The organism is Flagellimonas crocea, assembly GCF_033441595.1.
GTDB classification, from domain to species: Bacteria; Bacteroidota; Bacteroidia; order Flavobacteriales; family Flavobacteriaceae; genus Flagellimonas; species Flagellimonas crocea.
In genome coordinates this window covers 36,582-56,660 of sequence record NZ_JAUZVX010000004.1, presented here as the reverse complement: position 1 = coordinate 56,660, position 20,079 = coordinate 36,582, and the positions used below count along the sequence as shown (strand labels likewise).

10 protein-coding genes and 1 tRNA gene are annotated in these 20,079 nt (G+C 44.3%); 5 read left to right on the top strand and 6 right to left on the bottom strand.

Annotation, left to right across the window (positions count from 1 at the left end):
* Nucleotide 1: 1 nt before the first annotated feature.
* From SD449_RS13560 to nagB, 5 genes are all read right to left on the bottom strand, one after another.
* Nucleotides 2-1,609 (bottom strand): glycoside hydrolase family 3 protein, encoded by a 1,608-nt coding sequence (locus tag SD449_RS13560; protein WP_318311297.1) that lies wholly within the window; start codon nt 1,607-1,609, stop codon nt 2-4.
* Nucleotides 1,602-2,882: an MFS transporter gene (locus SD449_RS13555; RefSeq protein ID WP_318311295.1), complete on the bottom strand. Its 1,281-nt coding sequence runs from the start codon at nt 2,880-2,882 to the stop codon at nt 1,602-1,604. Before SD449_RS13555 ends, SD449_RS13560 begins: the two co-directional genes overlap by 8 nt.
* A complete protein-coding gene (locus SD449_RS13550; RefSeq protein ID WP_318311293.1) occupies nt 2,879-3,361 on the bottom strand; it encodes a GNAT family N-acetyltransferase in 483 nt (160 codons plus the stop codon). Before SD449_RS13550 ends, SD449_RS13555 begins: the two co-directional genes overlap by 4 nt.
* A 6-nt stretch (nt 3,362-3,367) precedes the next feature.
* Nucleotides 3,368-4,852, bottom strand: a complete 1,485-nt coding sequence (locus SD449_RS13545) for a glycoside hydrolase family 10 protein (protein WP_318311291.1) — start codon at nt 4,850-4,852, stop codon at nt 3,368-3,370.
* A 92-nt stretch (nt 4,853-4,944) separates the two neighbouring features.
* Nucleotides 4,945-6,882, bottom strand: a complete 1,938-nt coding sequence (nagB, locus tag SD449_RS13540; protein ID WP_318311289.1) for a glucosamine-6-phosphate deaminase — start codon at nt 6,880-6,882, stop codon at nt 4,945-4,947.
* A gap of 185 nt (nt 6,883-7,067) precedes the next feature.
* On the opposite strand from nagB, the gene SD449_RS13535 reads away from it, so the two are divergent.
* Together SD449_RS13535 and murQ are read left to right on the top strand one after the other, a co-directional pair.
* A complete protein-coding gene (locus tag SD449_RS13535; RefSeq protein ID WP_318311287.1) occupies nt 7,068-7,817 on the top strand; it encodes a DeoR/GlpR family DNA-binding transcription regulator in 750 nt (249 codons plus the stop codon).
* Between the two features lie 4 nt (nt 7,818-7,821).
* Nucleotides 7,822-8,640, top strand: coding sequence for an N-acetylmuramic acid 6-phosphate etherase (gene murQ / locus SD449_RS13530; protein ID WP_318311286.1), 819 nt, complete (start codon nt 7,822-7,824; stop codon nt 8,638-8,640).
* 6 nt (nt 8,641-8,646) lie between these two features.
* On the opposite strand, the gene SD449_RS13525 is transcribed toward murQ, so the two are convergent.
* Complete coding sequence (locus SD449_RS13525; RefSeq protein WP_318311284.1) at nt 8,647-9,765, bottom strand: PQQ-dependent sugar dehydrogenase; 1,119 nt, start codon at nt 9,763-9,765, stop codon at nt 8,647-8,649.
* 155 nt (nt 9,766-9,920) lie between these two features.
* On the opposite strand from SD449_RS13525, the gene SD449_RS13520 reads away from it, so the two are divergent.
* From SD449_RS13520 to SD449_RS13510, 3 genes are all read left to right on the top strand, one after another.
* Nucleotides 9,921-18,236 carry a T9SS type B sorting domain-containing protein gene (locus tag SD449_RS13520; protein ID WP_318311283.1) on the top strand — a complete coding sequence of 2,772 codons (8,316 nt, stop codon included), beginning with the start codon at nt 9,921-9,923 and terminating at the stop codon, nt 18,234-18,236.
* 234 nt (nt 18,237-18,470) lie between these two features.
* Nucleotides 18,471-18,544, top strand: a tRNA-Pro gene (locus SD449_RS13515).
* A 222-nt stretch (nt 18,545-18,766) separates the two neighbouring features.
* On the top strand, nt 18,767-20,041 hold the full coding sequence (locus SD449_RS13510; RefSeq protein ID WP_036385944.1) for a site-specific integrase: 1,275 nt from the start codon (nt 18,767-18,769) through the stop codon (nt 20,039-20,041).
* The last annotated feature ends 38 nt before the right edge of the window (nt 20,042-20,079 follow it).

Genomic DNA, 20,079 nt, shown 5'->3' with positions numbered 1-20,079 from the left:
ATTAATCCGAAAGATTTTTTCTGTTAGTGCTTACTGTTTTCAATTGAATGGAAAGGCTTCCTTTGGCTTCTATTTCTTGGATAAAATGTTGAAAGGCCACTTTTTGAAATTCCGGAAAATCCTGATAAACCAAAACTACATTGGAAGATGGCCTCAGTTCTAATATATCGAGCACGTAAGGATTCCCGAATAGATAGATCAAGGTGTTTTTTTCTTTTACCAGTTTTTGGATTGCGGACAATGTGCTGTCATCAAAGCCAAATTGGCCTTTTGGTTTTACGACGGGCGGAAAAATACTCAATACGATATTCTCCGGATTGTCAATGGGTATCTTTTCAAGTTCTATAATTTCCGACCCAAAGTGCGAAGCAAGTTGCTTAGCAAAAAGATTCTCTTTGCTTAGACTCATGGAAACGTTCAGAAAGCCAGATGATTTTATCCGCTTCACTGCCGACGGGTCTCCATACAGTTCGGTGATACAGTTTTTTGCAACTTCCCTGTTCAATTCTTGATAAACTTCAGGACGTTCCGGTTTAAAACTGTTGCCATTTTCGAACGCCTTTCTTTTTAAGTTCCACACCCGGTCAAAACTTTCATTTATACGTTCTTCGGATGCATTCTTCATGATTTCATCAATACCTTCAACCACATGTTCGCTAAAGCAAAGCACATCCATTCCTGCCATGAAGGCGGCATTTTCCAGTTTTCCTTTTTCAGGATATTTTTTGGATACAGCATGCATATTAAGTGCATCAGAAATTACGACACCATCAAAACCCAATTGTTTTCTCAATACATCAGAAATTATTTTTGATGAGGTCGTGGAGGGGTGCTCTTCATCTAACTGTGGCAATAACAAATGGCCTACCATTACGGAGTCCACACCGGATTCAATCAATTTTTTGAAAGGGAAGAGTTCATTCTCCATGAGTTTATCCATGGATTTATCGATGATTGGCAACCCCAAATGTGAGTCGGTGGCCGTATCGCCATGCCCTGGAAAATGCTTTATGGAATTCAGAGTTCCGCTATTGGCCATCCCGGTTATGTATGCTTGGGCCTTATCCAAAACCTTTTTTTTGTCATCTCCGAACGAGCGATACCCGATTACCGGGTTTTCCGGATTATTGTTGATGTCCACAACGGGCGCCAAGTTCCAATGCACTCCTGCTGCTTTGCAATCATTTCCAATAGCTTGCCCAACCTTACGGATGAGGTCAATATTGTCTTCTAAGGCACCCAGTGTTATGGCATACGGATATTGTGGCGTATTTTCAATGCGCATCGCAAGCCCCCATTCGGCATCAATGGCGATCAACAAGGGTACATTGGCCGCATTTTGATAACGGTTTATAAGTTCCAACAAGCGGTCGTAGCTCTTCTCGTTGTGGACCACCGCTTTCTTTCCCTCAAAATTGGTGGCCGCACTCGCCCTACTATGAAAAAAGCATACAGAACCCACATGGTGCTCCTTTATGAGCCTCTCCATTTTTTGAACCTCTTCTTCTGTGTCGTTGATGAAAACCGCAGGCATAAACAATTGGCCGACTTTTTGTTTTAGGGTCAATTTTTCTTTGGGAAGCTTATATTTCGATTGTGCTTTAGTCATTGGTTTCAGCCGTTTTTTTACCGTAATCTGCTGGATATTTCAAATATCGGAGCACCAAAATGGCCGGTAGGGCAGCAATGACCACCCAGATAAAAAAGCCATCGTACCCCAGCCATTCCTGTATGTAGCCGCTCAACATGCCGGGCAGCATCATTCCCAAGGCCATAAACCCCGTCGCAATGGCATAATGGGAGGTTTTGGAGGCTCCTTCGGCCACGTAGATCAGGTACATCATAAAAGCCGCAAAACCGAACCCGTATCCAAATTGCTCAATGACCACGGTGCCCACTACGGCATAGACGCTTGTAGTTTGGGTTATCGCCAAAAGTGCATAAAGCGCGTTTGGAAGATTGAGGGCCAACAACATGGGCAACATCCATTTTTTTAACCCGTCCCGGGATATTAGGATACCGCCAAGTATCCCTCCTAGGGACAACATAATAATACCGACCGTACCGTAAATTGTGCCTACGGCTTCGGTTGAATAGGCCAACCCGCCCATTTCCAATTGGTCCAATAGAAAAGGAGACGCCATTTTCACCAATTGCGATTCGCCCAGTCTATACGTAAGGATGAACAAAAGGGCGATTCCAATTTGATGTTTTTTAAAGAAAGTGGCGAATACCTCTAAAAAGCCCGCAGGCTTTTCTTTGGTTTCTGAGGTGGCTTCTTCAAATTTTGGTGCCGTAAAAAAATTGGAAATGGTAAGAACTATCATTAATACCGCTGCACTTATCATGGTAACGGACCAAGCTTTGGTATTGTCTCCGTATTGATTCTCCAAAAAACCCGCAAATATTACCAAAAGTCCCTGTCCGGTTACCATGGCCAATCGGTAAAAGGTACTGCGCAGTCCTATAAAAAAGGATTGCTTTTTCTGCGTTAGACCAATCATGTAGTAGCCATCCGAAGCAATATCGTTGGTTGCAGAGGCGAAGGCGGCCATCCAAAAAAACGCCAATGTTATGATGAAAAATGAGTTTGATGGCAAAAAGAGCCCAATCCCCAAAAAAGCCAGAGCAATGATCAATTGCATTCCCAAGAACCATTTTCTTTTGGTACCGTTGAGGTCCACGATGGGGCTCCAGAGCGGTTTAATTACCCAAGGGAGGTATAGCCAGCTGGTATATAATCCGATTTCGGCATTGCCAATGCCCAAGCGCTTGTACATGATCACGGAAACGGTGACCACTAGTATGTAGGGGATTCCTTGTGTGAAATATAGAAAAGGAATCCATAACCAAGCATTTTTATCTTTTGGAGCTATACTCATTTGGTGTGTTTTAATAGATTCTGATAGATGCTTTTTTCCGATTTTTCAATGATTTTGGCATCGACCACTTTTTCGTAGTAAGATGCAGGGCCCACTCCACCGATGATTGCATAGGCATAGCCCATCTCCTTGAGGGCCAATAAGGATTTTACCAACAGGACCTTTCCCATATTTTTGCCTCTTTCGGCTGGGACTACTCCTGTGGGACCAAAAAAGTTCTTCGCGGTACTCTCAAAACAGGCAAAGCCCAAAATTTCCTGGTCCTTCTGGGCAATAATGCAATTTACGGGCAAGGTTGAAAAGGCGGCTTCCGTTTCATCCGCCCAATTTTTACTAAAGTGCTTGCTGACCCAATCAACGATAATACTTTTTTCGGGTGTTATGGGTCTTTTAAAAACAATGCCTTCTTTCTCAAAAAGGATCTTTTCCTCTTTTGAGATATCCGGTAGGTCCAAAAGGCGGACAAGCATATCCTGCATAATGGTCTAATTTACGTTTATCGGTGCCATGGCACTTTGATTGCCATAAGCATCACTAATATTGATCTGTAATTCGTTCCTCAACTGCTTTTTGGTCAACTTAAATTGAAAGCAATCTTCCAAAGTATTTTCCGAAAGATATTTTTTTTGAACGAGTTGGGACTTTTTGTTTTTAGCAATGTAAAGGTTCAAAAATCTGGGTACATCGTCGGTGTGGTTGATACAAATATCCAATTTTTGATTTTTAAGTTCGATGGAATTGATGGCTGGAAGTTGCACTGCCCTAATGATTTTGTTGAGCGGTCCTGGGTTCTCGGCAGGCAAGGGGTAAAATTTCCTCTGGAGTTTTTGGTTGACCTTTTCGTGTTGTCCGATCAAAGATTTGGCACTGAAAAATATGTTCCCATCCACATGTTCCAATTTGCGGGCATAACTTAACTGTTTGGGAATTTCATTTTTTTGGTTCCACGCCTTATCCGCATTGTTCTTGATTTTGTAAGTGCCATTGCCAATATAAAGATTGGTTGCAGGGGTGTGCTCGTCCCACCAACGGGTTATGGTCTTATGTGAAGCGATTGGATAGTCCATGCTCCAATACACCTGAGGGGCCAAATAATCCAACCATCCTTGTTGTACCCAAAGCAACGGGTCGGCATAGAGGTCCTCGTATGTGGTTTGCCCGGCTTTGGTATCGGAACCTCTTGGGTCGGTACTTTTATTTTTCCAAACGCCAAAAGGACTTATTCCAAATTGTATCCATGGCTTATGTTTTTTGATGGTTTCATGTACATTTTGTACCAATGAGTCCACGTTGCTACGTCGCCAATCTTCCAAGGTTTGACCCTTCAATCCGTATTTGGAAAATGTTTCGGAATCCTCAAAAGTTTCACCTTCCACTTTATAGGGGTAAAAATAGTCATCAAAATGGATGGCGTCCACTTCATATTTGGTGACCAGTTCTTTTACGATTTTATTGAACTTTTCCCTTACCTGTGGCAGTCCGGGGTTATAATAATTTTTTTTGCCGTACTGTACGATCCATTCGGGGTGTTGATAGTAATCGTGTTCTTTTGAAAGTAATGTGGTGTCCAGGCTTACGGTGGCTCGGTATGGGTTTAGCCATGCATGGAACTCCATGTCTCTTGCATGGGTCTCGTTGATCATCCATTTCAAAGGTTCTTCAAATCCTTCTGGGGCAGTACCTTCCGAACCTGACAAGTATCTGGACCAAGGTGCGAAATCTGTGGGGTAGAGGGCGTCTCCCGCCGTTCGTATTTGAACGATAGCGGCATTGAAGTTCATTTTTTTGTAAAAGTCCAGAATTTCAATGAAGTCCTTTTTTTTCTTGGCCACATCGTCATTCGGATGTTTGGGCCAGTCGATATTGGCCACCGTTGCTATCCATACACCCCTAAATTCTTTTTTTGGTGCTTTTACAGTGGCACAGGAAATCAGGAAAAGTATCGGGACCAGAAAGAGAAGTCGATGCATACACGTTAAAAAAAAGGCCTACGATTTACTAATGTAGGCCTTTTGCAAGATTAAATTAAACAACTAACAACTTAAAATGAAATAATGTTTTCCTAGAAACGGTAGCGTACAAACCCTTCCATAGCCTCATATTCTGCCATTCCGAGTTGGTTGTAGCGGTTTGCAGTATCCTTGTTCCTTTGTTCTGCGCGCTGCCAGAATTCCCTTTTGTCGTTTCCTGGGAACATGGCGCTGTCCTTTTGGGATTGGTGCTTAAAAATCGCGTTGATTTTTCGGCTCATATCCTTTGGACCAATGGGAACGGCCATTTCCATGTCGGCAATGTCCCATTCCTGCCATGCGCCCCTGTAAAGCCATACATAACATTTATGAATCCAGTCGGAACCTTCGTCCACAAGACGTTGAATGGCTTTATAAACCACCTCCAAGCAGACTCTGTGGGTTCCATGGGGGTCGGATAGGTCGCCAGCGGCAAAAATTTGATGTGGTCTTAGTTTATTGAGCAGGTCATAGGTGATTTGAACATCCTCATCAGAAAGCGGTTTTTTTCTTACGGCACCCGTCTCGTAGAACGGTAGATTTTGAAAGTGTGCGTTTTTTTCCGGAACACCACAATATCTACAAGCGGCCAAAGCCTCACCTTTTCGTATCAGACCTTTGAACTGCTGTACTTCTGGACTGTCCAGTTCCCCTGGAATTTTATTGGCCAAGAACTTTCGTACTTCTTTGAATTTCTTTTGGAGCTCCTTGTTCTCTTTTTGGATATCCGTTGCAAAGTCAAGGAAACGAATGACCTCATCATCAAAGACGGCAATGTTTCCAGAAGTTTGATATGCTACATGCACATTGTGTCCTTGATCTACCAATCGCAATAAGGTGCCTCCCATTGAAATGACATCATCATCAGGATGTGGACTAAAAATCAAAGATGTTTTTGGGTGGGGCTGCGCTCTTTCAGGTCTTTGGCTGTCATCTGCGTTGGGTTTTCCGCCGGGCCATCCAGTGATGGTACGCTGTAATTGGTTGAAGACGGATAGGTTGATCTGTTCTGCCGAACCCACTTCGGCGATCAAGTTGCCCATTCCATGCTCATTATAATCTTCGTTGGTCAGTTTTAAAATGGCTTTGTCCAGTTTTTCGGACAACCATATTGATGCGGTCTTGATGAGTTTTTCATCCCATTCGCATTCAGATACCAACCACGGGGTTTTTACTCTGGTCAAAAACGATGCTGCTGCATCATCCAGCACAAAATCACAGTTTTCGTGATGTTGTAAAAAAGTGGCGGGAACAGATTCCTTTATTTCACCCTCTACGGCTTGTTGAACAATCGGGGCCTTTCCTTCTCCCCAGGCCATGATGATGATTCTTTTGGCGTTCATTATGGTGCCAACGCCCATGGTTATGGCCCTTCTGGGCACGTTTTCCTCGCCAAAGAAGTCGCTCGCGGCATCAAGTCTGGTTACCCGGTCCAAGCGTACCAATCTCGTTTTGCTGCTTAGGGAAGATCCCGGTTCGTTGAATCCGATGTGTCCGGTTCTACCTATCCCCAGCACCTGAATATCGATGCCCCCGACGTTTTGGATCTTCTCTTCATAGTCCAAGCAGTATTTTCTGATCTCCTCTTTGGGCAGGTTCCCGTTAGGGATATGGACGTTATGTGGTTCAATATCGATATGGTCGAACAAATGCTCGTTCATAAAGCGGACGTAGCTATGAATGGAATCCGGTTCCATGGGAAAGTACTCGTCCAAATTAAAGGTGACCACATTTTTAAAGCTCAGGCCATTTTCTTTATGGAACCTTACCAAATAGTCGTAAACTTTGGTAGGGGTTGAGCCGGTTGCCAATCCAAGAACCGCCTTTTTTCCTTCATCTTGTTTTTGTTTGATGAGCCTGGCAATCTCATTGGCCACATACCAAGATGCACTCTGGGAGTCCTCATAAATATGGGTGTTGATTTTTTCGAATTTTACCGTTTCGGTATCCAGGGGTTCTTTTTTTAACAGATTATCAGCCGATAGTTGCATGTTTTTGTCAGGTTTAATGCGTTTTACAAAGCAAATATAATTTAAAAAAGCATTAAAAAGCAAAATATTGCAATATATTTGCATGAATTTGCAGTTTTTGAAAAGTAGTGATATTGTTTTTGCGGCAAACAGTATTTTCTTCAATTGTTTTCTACTTTTGAACTTTGATGAAAAACAGCGTACAGATGCTAAAAGAGGAAAGACAACATTCCATATTGAACGAGGTGGAATTGCACAACAGGGTCTTGCTGACGGATTTGGCCGAGAAGCTCGACGTTTCCATAGATACGGTGCGGAGGGATGTGAAGGAACTGGACGAAGAAAACCTTTTGGTCAAGGTGCATGGAGGCGCACTTTCTTTGGGATTTGCCAACCAAAGTCCCCAAAAAAGCAATATTTATGCCGTCGACAAGAAAATAGATATCGCCAAAAAGGCCATTACGCTGCTGAGAAACAATAGTGTTATTTTGATAGACGGGGGCACCACCTGCTTGGAACTGGCCAAGCTATTGCCCGCAAACCTCAAGTTAACGTGCTTTACGTTGAGTTTGCCTGTAGCCATGGAACTGCTTCGCAAACCCAATGTTGAAACTATTTTTATCGGAGGTACGCTTTCCAGGGATTCACAGATAGCCATGGGGCCAAGTACCATCCATGCCCTGTCCGACATTAAAGTGGATTATAGTTTTATTGGTACCGGTTATGTGGATACCGAATTTGGTTTGACGGAATTTGACTGGGATGTGGTCCAGACCAAGAAGGCCGTTATCAATGCCTCCAAGAGAACGGTACTCCTATGTATTTCTGAAAAACTGAATTCGCAACATCGTTTTAAAACATGTCATTTAAATGCAATCAACACTATGGTCACCGAACTCGAACCGTGGGACGCAAAACTGGATGCATTTAAAAAATTGAACCTGCAAATATTATAGATCAATGGCAGAAAAGCACATCAAAATAACAGAGGAACCTTCCAATTACGACAAATTGGATGAAATGGATACGTTGGAAATTGTGGCCAATATCAATAAAGAGGATAAAAAAGTGGCCGATGCCGTGGAAAGGGTTCTGCCCCAAGTGGCCAAGGTGGTGGATGAGGCGGCAAAGCGTTTTGAGCAGGGAGGGCGTTTGTTCTATATTGGTGCGGGAACCAGCGGCAGACTGGGAATATTGGACGCATCTGAAATACCCCCGACTTTTGGAATGCCTTATGATAAAGTAATCGGATTGATTGCCGGTGGCGATACAGCAATAAGAAAAGCTGTGGAATTCGCGGAGGATGATACCGATCAAGCTTGGAAAGATCTTCAGGAACACAAAATCAATGATACCGATGTGCTTATAGGTATTGCCGCTTCGGGAACAACGCCCTATGTCTTGGGCGGCATAGCCGATGCAAAGGCCCATGGTATTTTAACGGTAGGCATTACGAACAACCCAGGGTCACCATTGGCACGGGCCACGGATATTCCCATTGAAATAAATGTAGGCCCGGAATTTCTGACCGGAAGTACCCGCATGAAAAGTGGGACCAGTCAAAAATTGGTACTCAACATGATTTCCACGGCGTTAATGATCCGTATTGGCCGGGTCAAAGGAAACAAAATGGTAAATATGCAGTTGAGCAACATCAAACTAGTGGATAGGGGTTCCCGCTATATCATGGAAGAGCTGGGACTAAGTTATGAAGATGCCGAAAAGGCTTTGAAACAATATGGTTCGGTGAAATTGGCCATCGATGCCATGAAGAAGTAGCCTTTTTTATTTGGGAACCAATCGGTAAATTCCTTTGCCCTCTACACCTACGTAAATAAAACCGTCCGGAGCCTGTCTTACATTGCGCACCCTTCCCAAACCGTCCAACAGTTTCTCTCGGCGGATTACCTTATTGTTATCAAGTTCAAGCCGTTCAAGATATTGAAATGCCAGTGAGCCCACCAACAGATTGCCCTTCCAATCAGCATATTTGGAAGAGGTGACAAAGGCCATTCCCGATGGGGCTATCGATGGTGTCCATTGGTATATAGGCTGTTCCATACCAGGTCGGCTGGTTTCATCCGTTATCTTGGTTCCACTGTAATTGATGCCGTAGGTAACCACTGGCCAACCATAATTCTTTCCTTTTTTAATGATATTGATTTCATCCCCGCCCCTTGGGCCATGTTCATGTTCCCAAAGTTCTCCCGTTTCCGGGTGGAGCGCAAGACCCTGGGGATTTCGGTGTCCGTAGCTATAAATAGCTTTTTTTGCTCCTTTTTCGTCAATAAATGGATTGTCTTCGGGAATGCTGCCATCATCATGTAAGCGATATATTTTTCCGCCATCTCTTGTAATGTCCTGCGGATTCACATCCCTGTTTCCTCTTTCCCCAATGGAAAAGAACAGGTAACCGTTCCTGTCAAATTCAATTCTGGAACCAAAATGCTGTCCCCTTGTAGAATTTGGTGAAGCTTTATAGAGCAATTCTTTGTCCATAAGTTTGTTATTGGAAAGTCTGGCTCTCATAATGGCCGTGTTCCCACCTTTCTCTTCGCCTTCGGTAGAGGCATAGGAAAAATAGATCCAGCCATTGTTTTTAAAATCAGGATGTAACTCCACATCCATGAGACCGCCCTGTCCTCGATTGTAGATTTCCGGTGGATTTTCAATCTCAAAAGTCCTTCCTGACCGGTGCATAAGTACTTTGCCGGACTTTTCCGTGATTAAAATGGCATTGTTCGGCATAAAAATCATGCCCCAAGGGTTCTGGAGGTCTTCAACCACAAGTTCCGTAGTAAAATCAATGCTTTCGGGACGATTTATGTCCTTGTCGGGTTGTTGGGCGCAAGATGTACTGAGCAGTACAACGAAAAAATAATGGAATAAGAGACTATTTTGCATAATTTTACGTTGAAATAATAGATTTTATAGATAAACGGCAACTTTTTGGTTGTCGGGTGTGATTAAGATAAAGAGAATTTTATAAGAATAGAAAATTACATTAAAGAATATTAAGGCCCCAAATCTCAGTATTCTTCTTAACAAGACTTAACCCTATGCTCCCACAAAAAACAAGGCATTTGCTATATGTCGTGTTGTTGGTGTTCATATCAATTTTTGGTCCCAAGGTATTAGCAAAAACTCACGTAACCAAGATATTATCAAGTATAGTATCAGGTAAGGCAGATTCCGAAACCCAGACAGAGCTTCCAGATGTAACCCAAGAGACATCGACAGAAGCAAGCGAACCGTTTGTGGCAACACCCATGTACGCTACCATAATCAATGGTGCGAACGAGGAAGTGACATGCCCCAACGATGGAAGTACGTTGGCAAAATTTTTCCTTTGCGGTACAAGTGATATTCGAACGCTCACTTTGAGCCAATCCGGTAGTTCCTATCAATGGCAGCAACTCGACCCAAATAGTTGTGCTCCTACAGTGGTGGAAGATTGCCCCACCATCAACAATGCGTGTACGTGGAATACGGTAGGTACAGGTTCTACCTTTGACCTATCCACCGCTGGTGAGTTCAGGGTACGGGTAAATTCAGGACAATATTATTATTTTAAATCAACGCTGAACCCGTTGAACCCACAGCTCATCAAAGAGGACATTATTTGTGGGAACCCGGGCAGGGTGGAGGTGACCAATGTTCCTGCCGGATATGAATATAGTTTGAACAGTGCTTCGGGCCCTTATCAGAATGATCCTTTCTTTGATATTACCGCTTCCGGTAATTACAGGGTCTATGTGAGGTTAAAAAATGTTTCCGAAACGGCCTGTGTCTTTCCTTCAAACCAAGTAACTGTAAATGATTTGGATATCAATGTGGATGTTACCGCCAACGATATTCTCTGTAGCGGTGAGTTGGGTAGTATCGATGTTCAAGTTTCCGGTGTGCCAGGATTTTACACCTATCGATTGGTGAAAAACGGTGTTACCGTAGATACGTTCGGACCCAATGGAGCGGATAATTATACCTTTGCCAATGTAAGTCCAGGAACCTACAGTATTCGTGTGGAAACCAATGCCTGTTCCGAAACCGTTACTACTGATGTTGATGGCGACCCAATAGTGATTGGTGGAGGAATAAGCCCGTTGGCGGTTTCTGCCACGGCTTCTGACAGTTTTGGCTGTGGTGCCACGTCCGTCGATGTAAATGTGACCACTAGCGGAGGTACGGCACCGTACCGTTTTAGTGTGGATGGAGGTCCATTTAGTGCAACTTACACCAGTACAGCTAGTTTTTCTGTATCAACGGCCGGAACCTACAATATCTTGGTCGAGGATGCGAATGGATGTCAAAGGACTGCAGCGGCAGATGTGGAAAACATTCCCCCTCCGATATTCAATTTTACAGAGGAAGATGCCAATTGCGGCGGCGCAAATGATGGAAGGATAACCGTAAACGTGACCAATGGATATGGTTACGAAATACAGTATAGTGTAAATAACGGGGCAACGTTCCAAATAAGCAATACCTTCTCCAATTTGGCTCCTGGAAACTATAATGTGGTTCTGCGCTACGAGCAAGATTCCTTTACCTGTACCACTGCACCCCAAACGGCGACCATAGGCACACCTTCTACCATCAATGCAACGGCAACGGCAGATAGTTTTCCTACCTGCTTGAACGAGAATGGGGGACAGATTACCATTTCCGGGGTTACCGGTGGAACCGGGCCTTACGAATACAGTATAGGTGCGGGCTTTAGTCCCAATCCAATGTTCCCGAACTTAGGGGTGGGAACCTATACTCCAATGATCAGGGATGCCAATGGATGTGTTCAGGCACTTCCCAATATTCCTTTCAACAATTTGGACAAGCCTACCAATATTGATTTCAGTATTTCGAGTTTGGATTGTATCACGACCACGGCATCTTTGGATTTGACCGTTACAGGAGGTTCTGGAACATATACCTATGAAATAATCGCTCCTTCCGCTAGTGCGGTCAACAATGGAAGCAACAGTACTTTCACAGGGTTGGGTCTGGGCACCTATACTTTTAGGGTAACCGATGATGAAGGATGCTCATACGATGAAAACTATGCCATAACCGACATTAGCTCCATTGGGGTACAAGGGCAGCAGACCCGTGTGGTAACTTGTGTGGGCGGTAATGATGGTGAAGGAAGATTTTTGGTAGATGGATTCAACTCCACCTATAGCTACAGTATTGATGGAGGACCCGTTTTCACGGGACAAAGCGATAGTATTGTTCCTTTGCCCGGATTGACTGCTGGAAGCTATGCGATTTCTGTGACCGATGAAGAAACCAATTGTACCGACACCGCCACATTGGTCATTGAAGAACCTTCGGTTGCTTTTGATATTTCCAGTTTATCCGTTACCGACATGAGTTGCCAGAACGGAAATACGGGCGCTGTTCGTATTAACACCGTAGGGGGATGGGGAGGCAACCGCTATACCTTGACCCAACCGGATGGTTCAACGAGAGGGCCAAAGAACGGAAGTACTTTTTCTAACCTTATCCAAGATGGAGAGTATATTGTTAGTGTTACGGATGCTAACGGATGTTCTGTGACAGATAGGTTTACGTTGACCCGCTTGGAAGCACCCACCTTGACTTTGGATAATGGAGCTTCGGATTTTTGTTATGACAATTTTGGCGCTGCAACATTAGTGGTCAATGCTACAGGTGGTCTGGCTCCATATCAATACCGTATCAATGGGGGTACTTTGGGTGCCAGCAACAGTTTTTCCGGGCTTACACCCGGAACATACACAATCGAGGTAGTGGATGATAACGATTGTAGGGACACCGTCACCGCAACCATTGAGCCTCAGGTCGTGGCCAATGCAACAACTATTCAAGAGTTGGATTGTGGAACGCTCAACGGTGCAATACAAGTAAATATTAACAATGGATATACGTCTGCGGGGAATTATGATATTTATGAGGTAAGTATCAACGGGGCGCCCTATACATCGGACAATAATAATATTACAGGGACCTCTTTTACATACAATTTTCCTGCAAGTTCTGTTTTGTCGAATACCACCTTCCAGTTCTTAATCACAGATGCAAGAGGATGTACAACGGAATCGAACATTGTGACCGTTTCACCACCAGAGACCATTGCAGGTTCCGTAGTCGGAACGGACACGCAATGTGGGGACACTTCTAGCGGTATTGTGGAACTGATACCCGATACCACACAAGGGGTTCCGCCGTATGAGTTTAGTAACGACAATGGAGCAACGTTTAGCAGCCAAAATATATTTTCTGGCTACGGTCCCGGTACACATGGTGGATTTGTTATCCGCGATAGCAGGGGATGCGTGAGTCCGGCATATAATGTTACCATTGGTACTAGTTCTCCCTTGGATGCCACAGCTACTCCAACAGATGCAATTTGTTCTACGGGAACGGGTGCCATGAATGGTTCCATATTGGCCGCTATCAACAATGGTGTTGCTCCGTTCGATTATGAATTGGTGGATGAGTTTGGTGGTACCGTAGCTTCGTCGACCGGAACCACAAGTACAAGCGTTAATTTCCCCAATGTGCCAGTAGGAAACTATACCATCATTACTACAGATTCCCAAGGCTGTGAAGATCGTGATCAAGTGGTGATTGACCAAAACCAATTGGATTTGATTCCCTTGGATACAAACCCGGCAGTTTGTTCCGATACTTCGTTCACATACAGGGTTCAGGCTACCGGTGGAACGGCACCTTATGACTTTAGACTTGTTGGGGACCTAACATGGACAGATGGGGATGGTCCTAACGAAGATATTTTTGATGTCACGGGACAAGTGGTTCCCGGAGTCACCTATTTTGTTGAGGTCAGGGATGCAAACGGCTGTACCTATATTGAAGAAATCGACCCTATTGGTCCAAGTAACCCTGTTGCAGTGACTGCAACATCATTGGCGGCCTCCTGTAATGTGGCGGGCAGCGGCTCTATTGATTATGAGGTATCTGGAGTTTCGGCACCAGGAGATTTTACTGTAACAGTGCAAAATACCGATACGGGGGCCACAGTATCCGTGAATCCGTTTACAGGTCAAACTATTCCGTATAATGGTACCGTTAACGGATTGGCACCAGGAAACTATCAAATTATTGTTACGGACGATACCACGGGATGTAGCGGAAGTACCTTGGCTTTTATCGATATTAGTTCGGTTTCAATTTCCATTGAAAATTATGTAGAGGCTACCTGTAACGCCGGCGCCTTGGTGACCTTAAGAGGATTTGGAAGCATGGGCCCTTACAGTTTTGCCTATGTGCCCACCGGAGATCCAGCACCTACAACATTCTCACCCGAAACAACAATAGAGGTACCGGGTCCGTACCCTACTGATTATGATTTTTATGTTCAGGATGCCAATGGCTGTACCGCCCTGACCACCCAGACCGTGACACAAGAGCCAGGGGTACCGACTCCTGTGATTGATGTGGTCAACCAGTGTACTGCAACTAGTGGGTATCAAATCAATATGGTGTCACCGATTTCTACAGGTTCAGGACTGCCGGAAGAAACGTATCAATATAATATAGGAAGCGGATACCAGAACGGAACCACGTTCACGGTTCCCAATCCCGGAAACTACGTCATCACCGTAAGGGACGGAAATGGATGTACCAATACAGTGACTGCCCAAGTATTCGATTTCTTTGCCATAACCGCAGATGCCACATCCTTCCCAACATGTAATGCCGGAGATGGTGTCATTACAGTAAATACCACAGGAGGTAGTGGGAATTTTGAGTATCAATTGCGTGATATTGATAATGGCTTGGCCAATGTGGGCCCCGCTCAGATAAACGATAATGTATTTGAAAATGTAATGCCCGGCAACTATAACATTTTGGTTACCGATTTGGATTCTAATACATCACCTTTATGTTCTGATGAGGCCATTGTGAACGTTTCAACGGTAACTTCTCCGGTGATTGCGGCCACACCAAAGAGCGATTTGACCTGTTATGGTGCCGACAATGGAACCATAACCGTGGAATTACAGCCCGGAACCGATACTGACACGCCCATAAATTATGTGTTGTATCAAGGTGCGACCGCAACAATCATAGCCGGACCGCAGGGCTCCCCGGTATTTGATAACCTTGAACCGGGAACATACCAAGTAGAGGCCGTATCCGATAGAGGTTGTACGGACCGCTCTGGAAACATCATCATCGGTGAACCTTCGGAATTGATGGTCAATGCCATAAATACCGAATTCAGTTGTAATCCATCAAGCAATCAATTTAGTACGGCTACCATCACCATTTATATTGATGACAATGGAGACGGTACGGGAACAGATACGGGAACTGGCCCGTACACATACAGTATGAATGATGGGACACCACAATTTGATGGAACCAATTTCCAAATAAGCAATGAGTTTTCGGTAATCGATAATGGAACCGACCAGACCATCATTGTAACGGCACGGGATCAAAATGGATGTGAACTCACAGATACAGTGTACCTTAGTGCACCTACGGACATTACTTTTAGTTACAATGTAAATCAAATTACATGTAGTGCAACGGGAAGTGGAGTAAATCCAGGTTCCATTGATATCATTGTCAATGAAGGTCCTGGGAATTATGAAGTTGAAATATTGCCTCTTGGCTCACAACCTGCAAGAAATTCAGGTGGCTCTGATAGGGTAAGCTGGGACATTTCCACTCCAGGAGATTATATTTTTGCAGTGACCGATGTGGGCAGCGGAGGATGTAGTTATTTGACCACTACCATCAACATGCCCGAATACAACAATATTGAAGCGGTTATTGCAGAGTTGGAACCTGTTACCTGTTTTGACGGAGATGATGGTGTCATAAGTTTGGAAGTCAATAATTACAACGGAGTGTACAATTATGAAGTTTTTAAACGTGACAATACAGGGGTAGAGACATCGGTTGGTGTGACCGGAACTTTTGATACCAATGCACCGATAAATGTTCCCGAACGTATTGAAAATGTTCCCGCGGGCAACTTGGTGGTGCGTATAGAAGCTTTGGATTCGCCCTATTGCGATACTGTCAGCAATGTGACCACGGTACGGTCACCGGATAGGGAACTGACAGTTGATTTATTGCAAACGTCCCCAGTTACTTGTAACGTGCCCGGTTTGGGAGAGATTACGGCCGCCGGAGATGGAGGATGGGGAACTTATGAATATCAATTGGTAGCTTCGGATGGTACTATTCTAGTGGACTATCCCAATACGAACCCGGTTTTTGAGAATCTATCTACAGACAACTATACCGTAAATATTAGAGACTTGCGAGGTTGTGAATCTACTAGAGTCCTGAATTTACTTCCGCCAATCGATATTACAGCGGATATCCGTATTGTTAGTCAATTGGCTTGTAATAATGACAATGATGCTATTATTGAGGCATACAACGAGGCAGGTGGTCAAGGGCCGGGCAACTATCTATACCAGTTGAACCGGATTACGGATGGTACCAATAGTGGTCTGCAGACTACGCCACAATTTGCTAACCTTTCCGCAGGAGACTATAGAATCACAATTTTTGATGGTTGGAACTGCAGCGCCCAAACAGACGTGATAACCATTTCGGACCCTGAAATAGTTGTGGCCGAGTTGGTGGAACTACAACCGCCGGGCTGTGGGGATTTGGGCAGAATGGAACTTACCGTGACCAACCCGGAACCCGGAGTGGATTACTTTTATCGAAGAGCAGGAACCACGGACCCATTTGTTCCTTTTGGGATTGGTATGACCAGTGTAGAGATTGCGGCCGATATTACCATTGACCCGGGACCATTCCAGTACGATGTCCAGAACTCCAATGGATGTCCTTTTGAGAAGTCCAACCAGATTTCTTTGGATCCAGCAGCACCTTTGGTGATAGCCTTGGATTTGACCAATGCGACCATCAATTGTGCCGGTGAAGCAACAGGTATTATCCGTTCCGAAGCATTCGGAGGAATTGGGAACTATCAATATACTTTGGTGAATTCCAATGCCATGCCCCCAACGGCAGGTTCCATAGTGCGTCCTGCCCAAAATTCGGGAATATTTAGGGAGTTGAACCCCGGAACCTATTTTGTGTATGCACAAAGCGGTGGTTGTGAAGCTATTTCCGACCCTATCGTTATTGAACCGAAGGACCCATTGGTATTGGACTATTTGGAAGCCGTACCTGTAGTATGTGCCGGTGATATGAATGGCCAGATCATTATTGAGGCCAGTGGAGGAACCGGAAGGATACGATATTCCATTTCGGACACCTTGAGTGAATTTTTTGAAGGAGACGATCCGGACAATCCGAATAGAAAAACTTTTTCAGATCTGGCTCCCAGAACCTACGACATCATTATTCAGGACGATTTGGGATGTACCATTACCAGAACAGTGGAAATAACCCAGCCCATGGAGCTTGTCGCGGGCATCGTGGAGACCACTCCGGAAACCTGTATGGGCGATGGTGATGGAACAATGACCCTTGAAGTCACTGGTGGAACAGCACCTTATTTTACCAGTGTCAATTCAGCGGATGATACCGATTTTGTACAAAATGATAATCTTTTCTTTGAGAATCTTCAGGGCGGTGAAACCTACGTTGTTTTTGTACGTGATGCCAATGGTTGCCAAACTAATGTGATTGCCGAAATCGGGGTGGGCGTGGATATTGTTGCCGAGCCCATTGTGGAATACGGTTGTGAAGGCATATTCCCCAATAGCACTGCTACCGTCAATATAGAAGACAGTTCTCAATTGTCCGACCTTTTGTTTTCCTTGGATGTGGACGATATTATGATGGCAACCGAGCAGCGGACCTTCGGTGATCTCCCCGCAGGAGAGCATACAGTCTTTATTTATCATTCCAATGGCTGTGTCACGTTTGTGGAATTTGAGGTAGAGGCTTACGAACCGCTTACCTTGGAGGCCACCAAAACAGGTCCAGATGAGATTACCGCGATTGCCACAGGCGGATTTGGAGGCTATGAATATTTCTTCCAAGGAGAATCCTACGGCGAAGTAAATACCTTCAATACCACGGTGGATACGAATATTACCATAATGGTTCGAGACCAAAACGGATGTGAAGCAACCTTGGTGATGCCGTTCAATTTTGAAGGAATGCCGGAGATGCCGAATTTCTTTACCCCAGATGGTGATAACCTGAATGATTACTGGTATCCAAAGAATCGTGAGTATTTCCCCTTCATCGATGTAATCATTTATGATCGATACGGAAGGGTGGTGGCCCGTTTGGACCAAGTAAAAAAATGGGATGGAAATTATGATGGAAAACCGCTACCGACCGGAGACTATTGGTATGTTGTAAATGCAAACGACACTGAAAAACAACAGTTTGTGGGGCACTTTACATTGTACCGGGAATAAGAACCACTCCACGGTCATGGTATATCGTGCATCGCAATCCTAAATAGGTGATAAAAGAATTATTCACTCTAGGTTGATATATCGTCAAAATTTATATTTTTGCAATCCCTTTTCGGGATGTGGTCCTTCGGCTACCCTCAGGATTGACTCCGTCCGGTTACCAGACTGCTCAGTGCAGTGGACGTTTCGGAAATTGGGCATTGTTTATTGAAAATTTCGACCGAAGGTCAAAAACGGGATGTGGCGCAGTCTGGTAGCGTACACGCATGGGGTGCGTGTGGTCGCTGGTTCGAATCCAGTCATCCCGACGAACCATGGTTTTATGACACTAAGTAAAACCTTAATTAATTGAAAACCAGAAAATTAATTTTTTCTGGTTTTTTTTATTTCCATCTGAAACCATCGGTGAGGATGTCCTATAGAGTGTCCTATTTTTGTCGGGAAAAATTCCCTAAATTGTACTTCCATTATTGATTTTTCGTGTGATTTGACTTTCGCTTCAACCAATGTTTCACTTAAAGCGAGAACACATGAATACCTCTAACTCCTTCAGTATCAGTTTTTGGCTGAAAAAATCAGGAAGAAAAAAAGATGGACGGTTTCCAATTTATGTCCGGATCAGATGTAAAGGAAAAAATGCAGATCTCAGTGTCCATAGATCAACTTTTGAAGAACGATGGTGTCCTATTTTGGGAAAAATGGACCATAGGGCCAGTGAATCCGTTGTTGTAAACAAATATCTGGACGACGTCCGTGCAAAGTTGCTGGAATGCCATCGGCAACTTAGTGCCGAGAGTAACTTTATAACGGCACAATCCATCAAGCTTCGATATCTGGGAAAGGACAAGGTGATGCTCACCCTATTGGACCTTTTGGAGTACAACCGAACCTATGAGTTGCCCAAACTGGCCAAAGGGACGGTCAAGAACTATTCCTCCACAGAGACCTACCTGAAACGCTTCATTGCCAAAAAATATCGGGTACCCGATATTGGGCTGGCCTCGATAGACTATGCCTTTTTGATCGAGTTTGAAAACTTCCTGCGGAACTGCGAACCCATCAAATCGTTCCAGACATTGAACAACAACGGTATCATGAAACATATGCTGCGGTTCAAGAAATTGGTGACCATGGCCTATAAATTTGATTGTATCCCCAAGAATCCCTTCAATCTGTATAAAGTGAAAATGGAGGATTATGACAGTGCTTTCTTGGAAGAGGAGGAAATTCTGGCGCTGGACCAATTGGAATTCGAGGAAAAGGGCATGGAACTGGTCCGGGATATTTTCCTTTTTGCCTGTTATACCGGACTCAGCTACATAGAGATCAAACTTCTCAATCCCAATGGTATCGTATCCGGCATCGACGGGGAACTCTGGATCGATGTAAAACGCCAAAAGACCAAGACCGAAGTGAAGGTTCCCCTATTGCCCAAAGCCAAGAAAATCTTGGAGAAGTATGTGGATTTTCCCAAAAATGAAAATACCGTTCTTCCAGTGTATTCCAATCAAAAGGTGAACCAATACCTAAAGATCATTGCACAAAGGGCAAATATTGATAAGCACCTAACCTTCCATGTGGCCAGACATACCTTTGCAACGACAATCACCTTAATGAACGACGTGCCCATTGAGACCGTTTCCAAACTCCTCGGGCATACCAAGCTTTCAACGACCCAAAAGTATGCTAGGGTCGTGGAAAAGAAAATCAGCAAGGACATGGCCCAGTTGAAGGAGAAATTGGGAAGCGGGCAAAGTAAAGCGAACGACAATTCGGAATATCCGACCCTAAAGATTATCAGGTAATGTGACCCAGGGCTTGATATTGTTCTTTTGCCACCCAT

Coding starts and splice junctions, on each gene's coding strand:
- SD449_RS13560 (WP_318311297.1), bottom strand. CDS start 1,609: ATGACTAAAGCACAATCGAAATATAAGCTTCCCAAAGAAAAATTGACC.
- SD449_RS13555 (WP_318311295.1), bottom strand. CDS start 2,882: ATGAGTATAGCTCCAAAAGATAAAAATGCTTGGTTATGGATTCCTTTT.
- SD449_RS13550 (WP_318311293.1), bottom strand. CDS start 3,361: ATGCAGGATATGCTTGTCCGCCTTTTGGACCTACCGGATATCTCAAAA.
- SD449_RS13545 (WP_318311291.1), bottom strand. CDS start 4,852: ATGCATCGACTTCTCTTTCTGGTCCCGATACTTTTCCTGATTTCCTGT.
- nagB (WP_318311289.1), bottom strand. CDS start 6,882: ATGCAACTATCGGCTGATAATCTGTTAAAAAAAGAACCCCTGGATACC.
- SD449_RS13535 (WP_318311287.1), top strand. CDS start 7,068: ATGCTAAAAGAGGAAAGACAACATTCCATATTGAACGAGGTGGAATTG.
- murQ (WP_318311286.1), top strand. CDS start 7,822: ATGGCAGAAAAGCACATCAAAATAACAGAGGAACCTTCCAATTACGAC.
- SD449_RS13525 (WP_318311284.1), bottom strand. CDS start 9,765: ATGCAAAATAGTCTCTTATTCCATTATTTTTTCGTTGTACTGCTCAGT.
- SD449_RS13520 (WP_318311283.1), top strand. CDS start 9,921: ATGCTCCCACAAAAAACAAGGCATTTGCTATATGTCGTGTTGTTGGTG.
- SD449_RS13510 (WP_036385944.1), top strand. CDS start 18,767: ATGAATACCTCTAACTCCTTCAGTATCAGTTTTTGGCTGAAAAAATCA.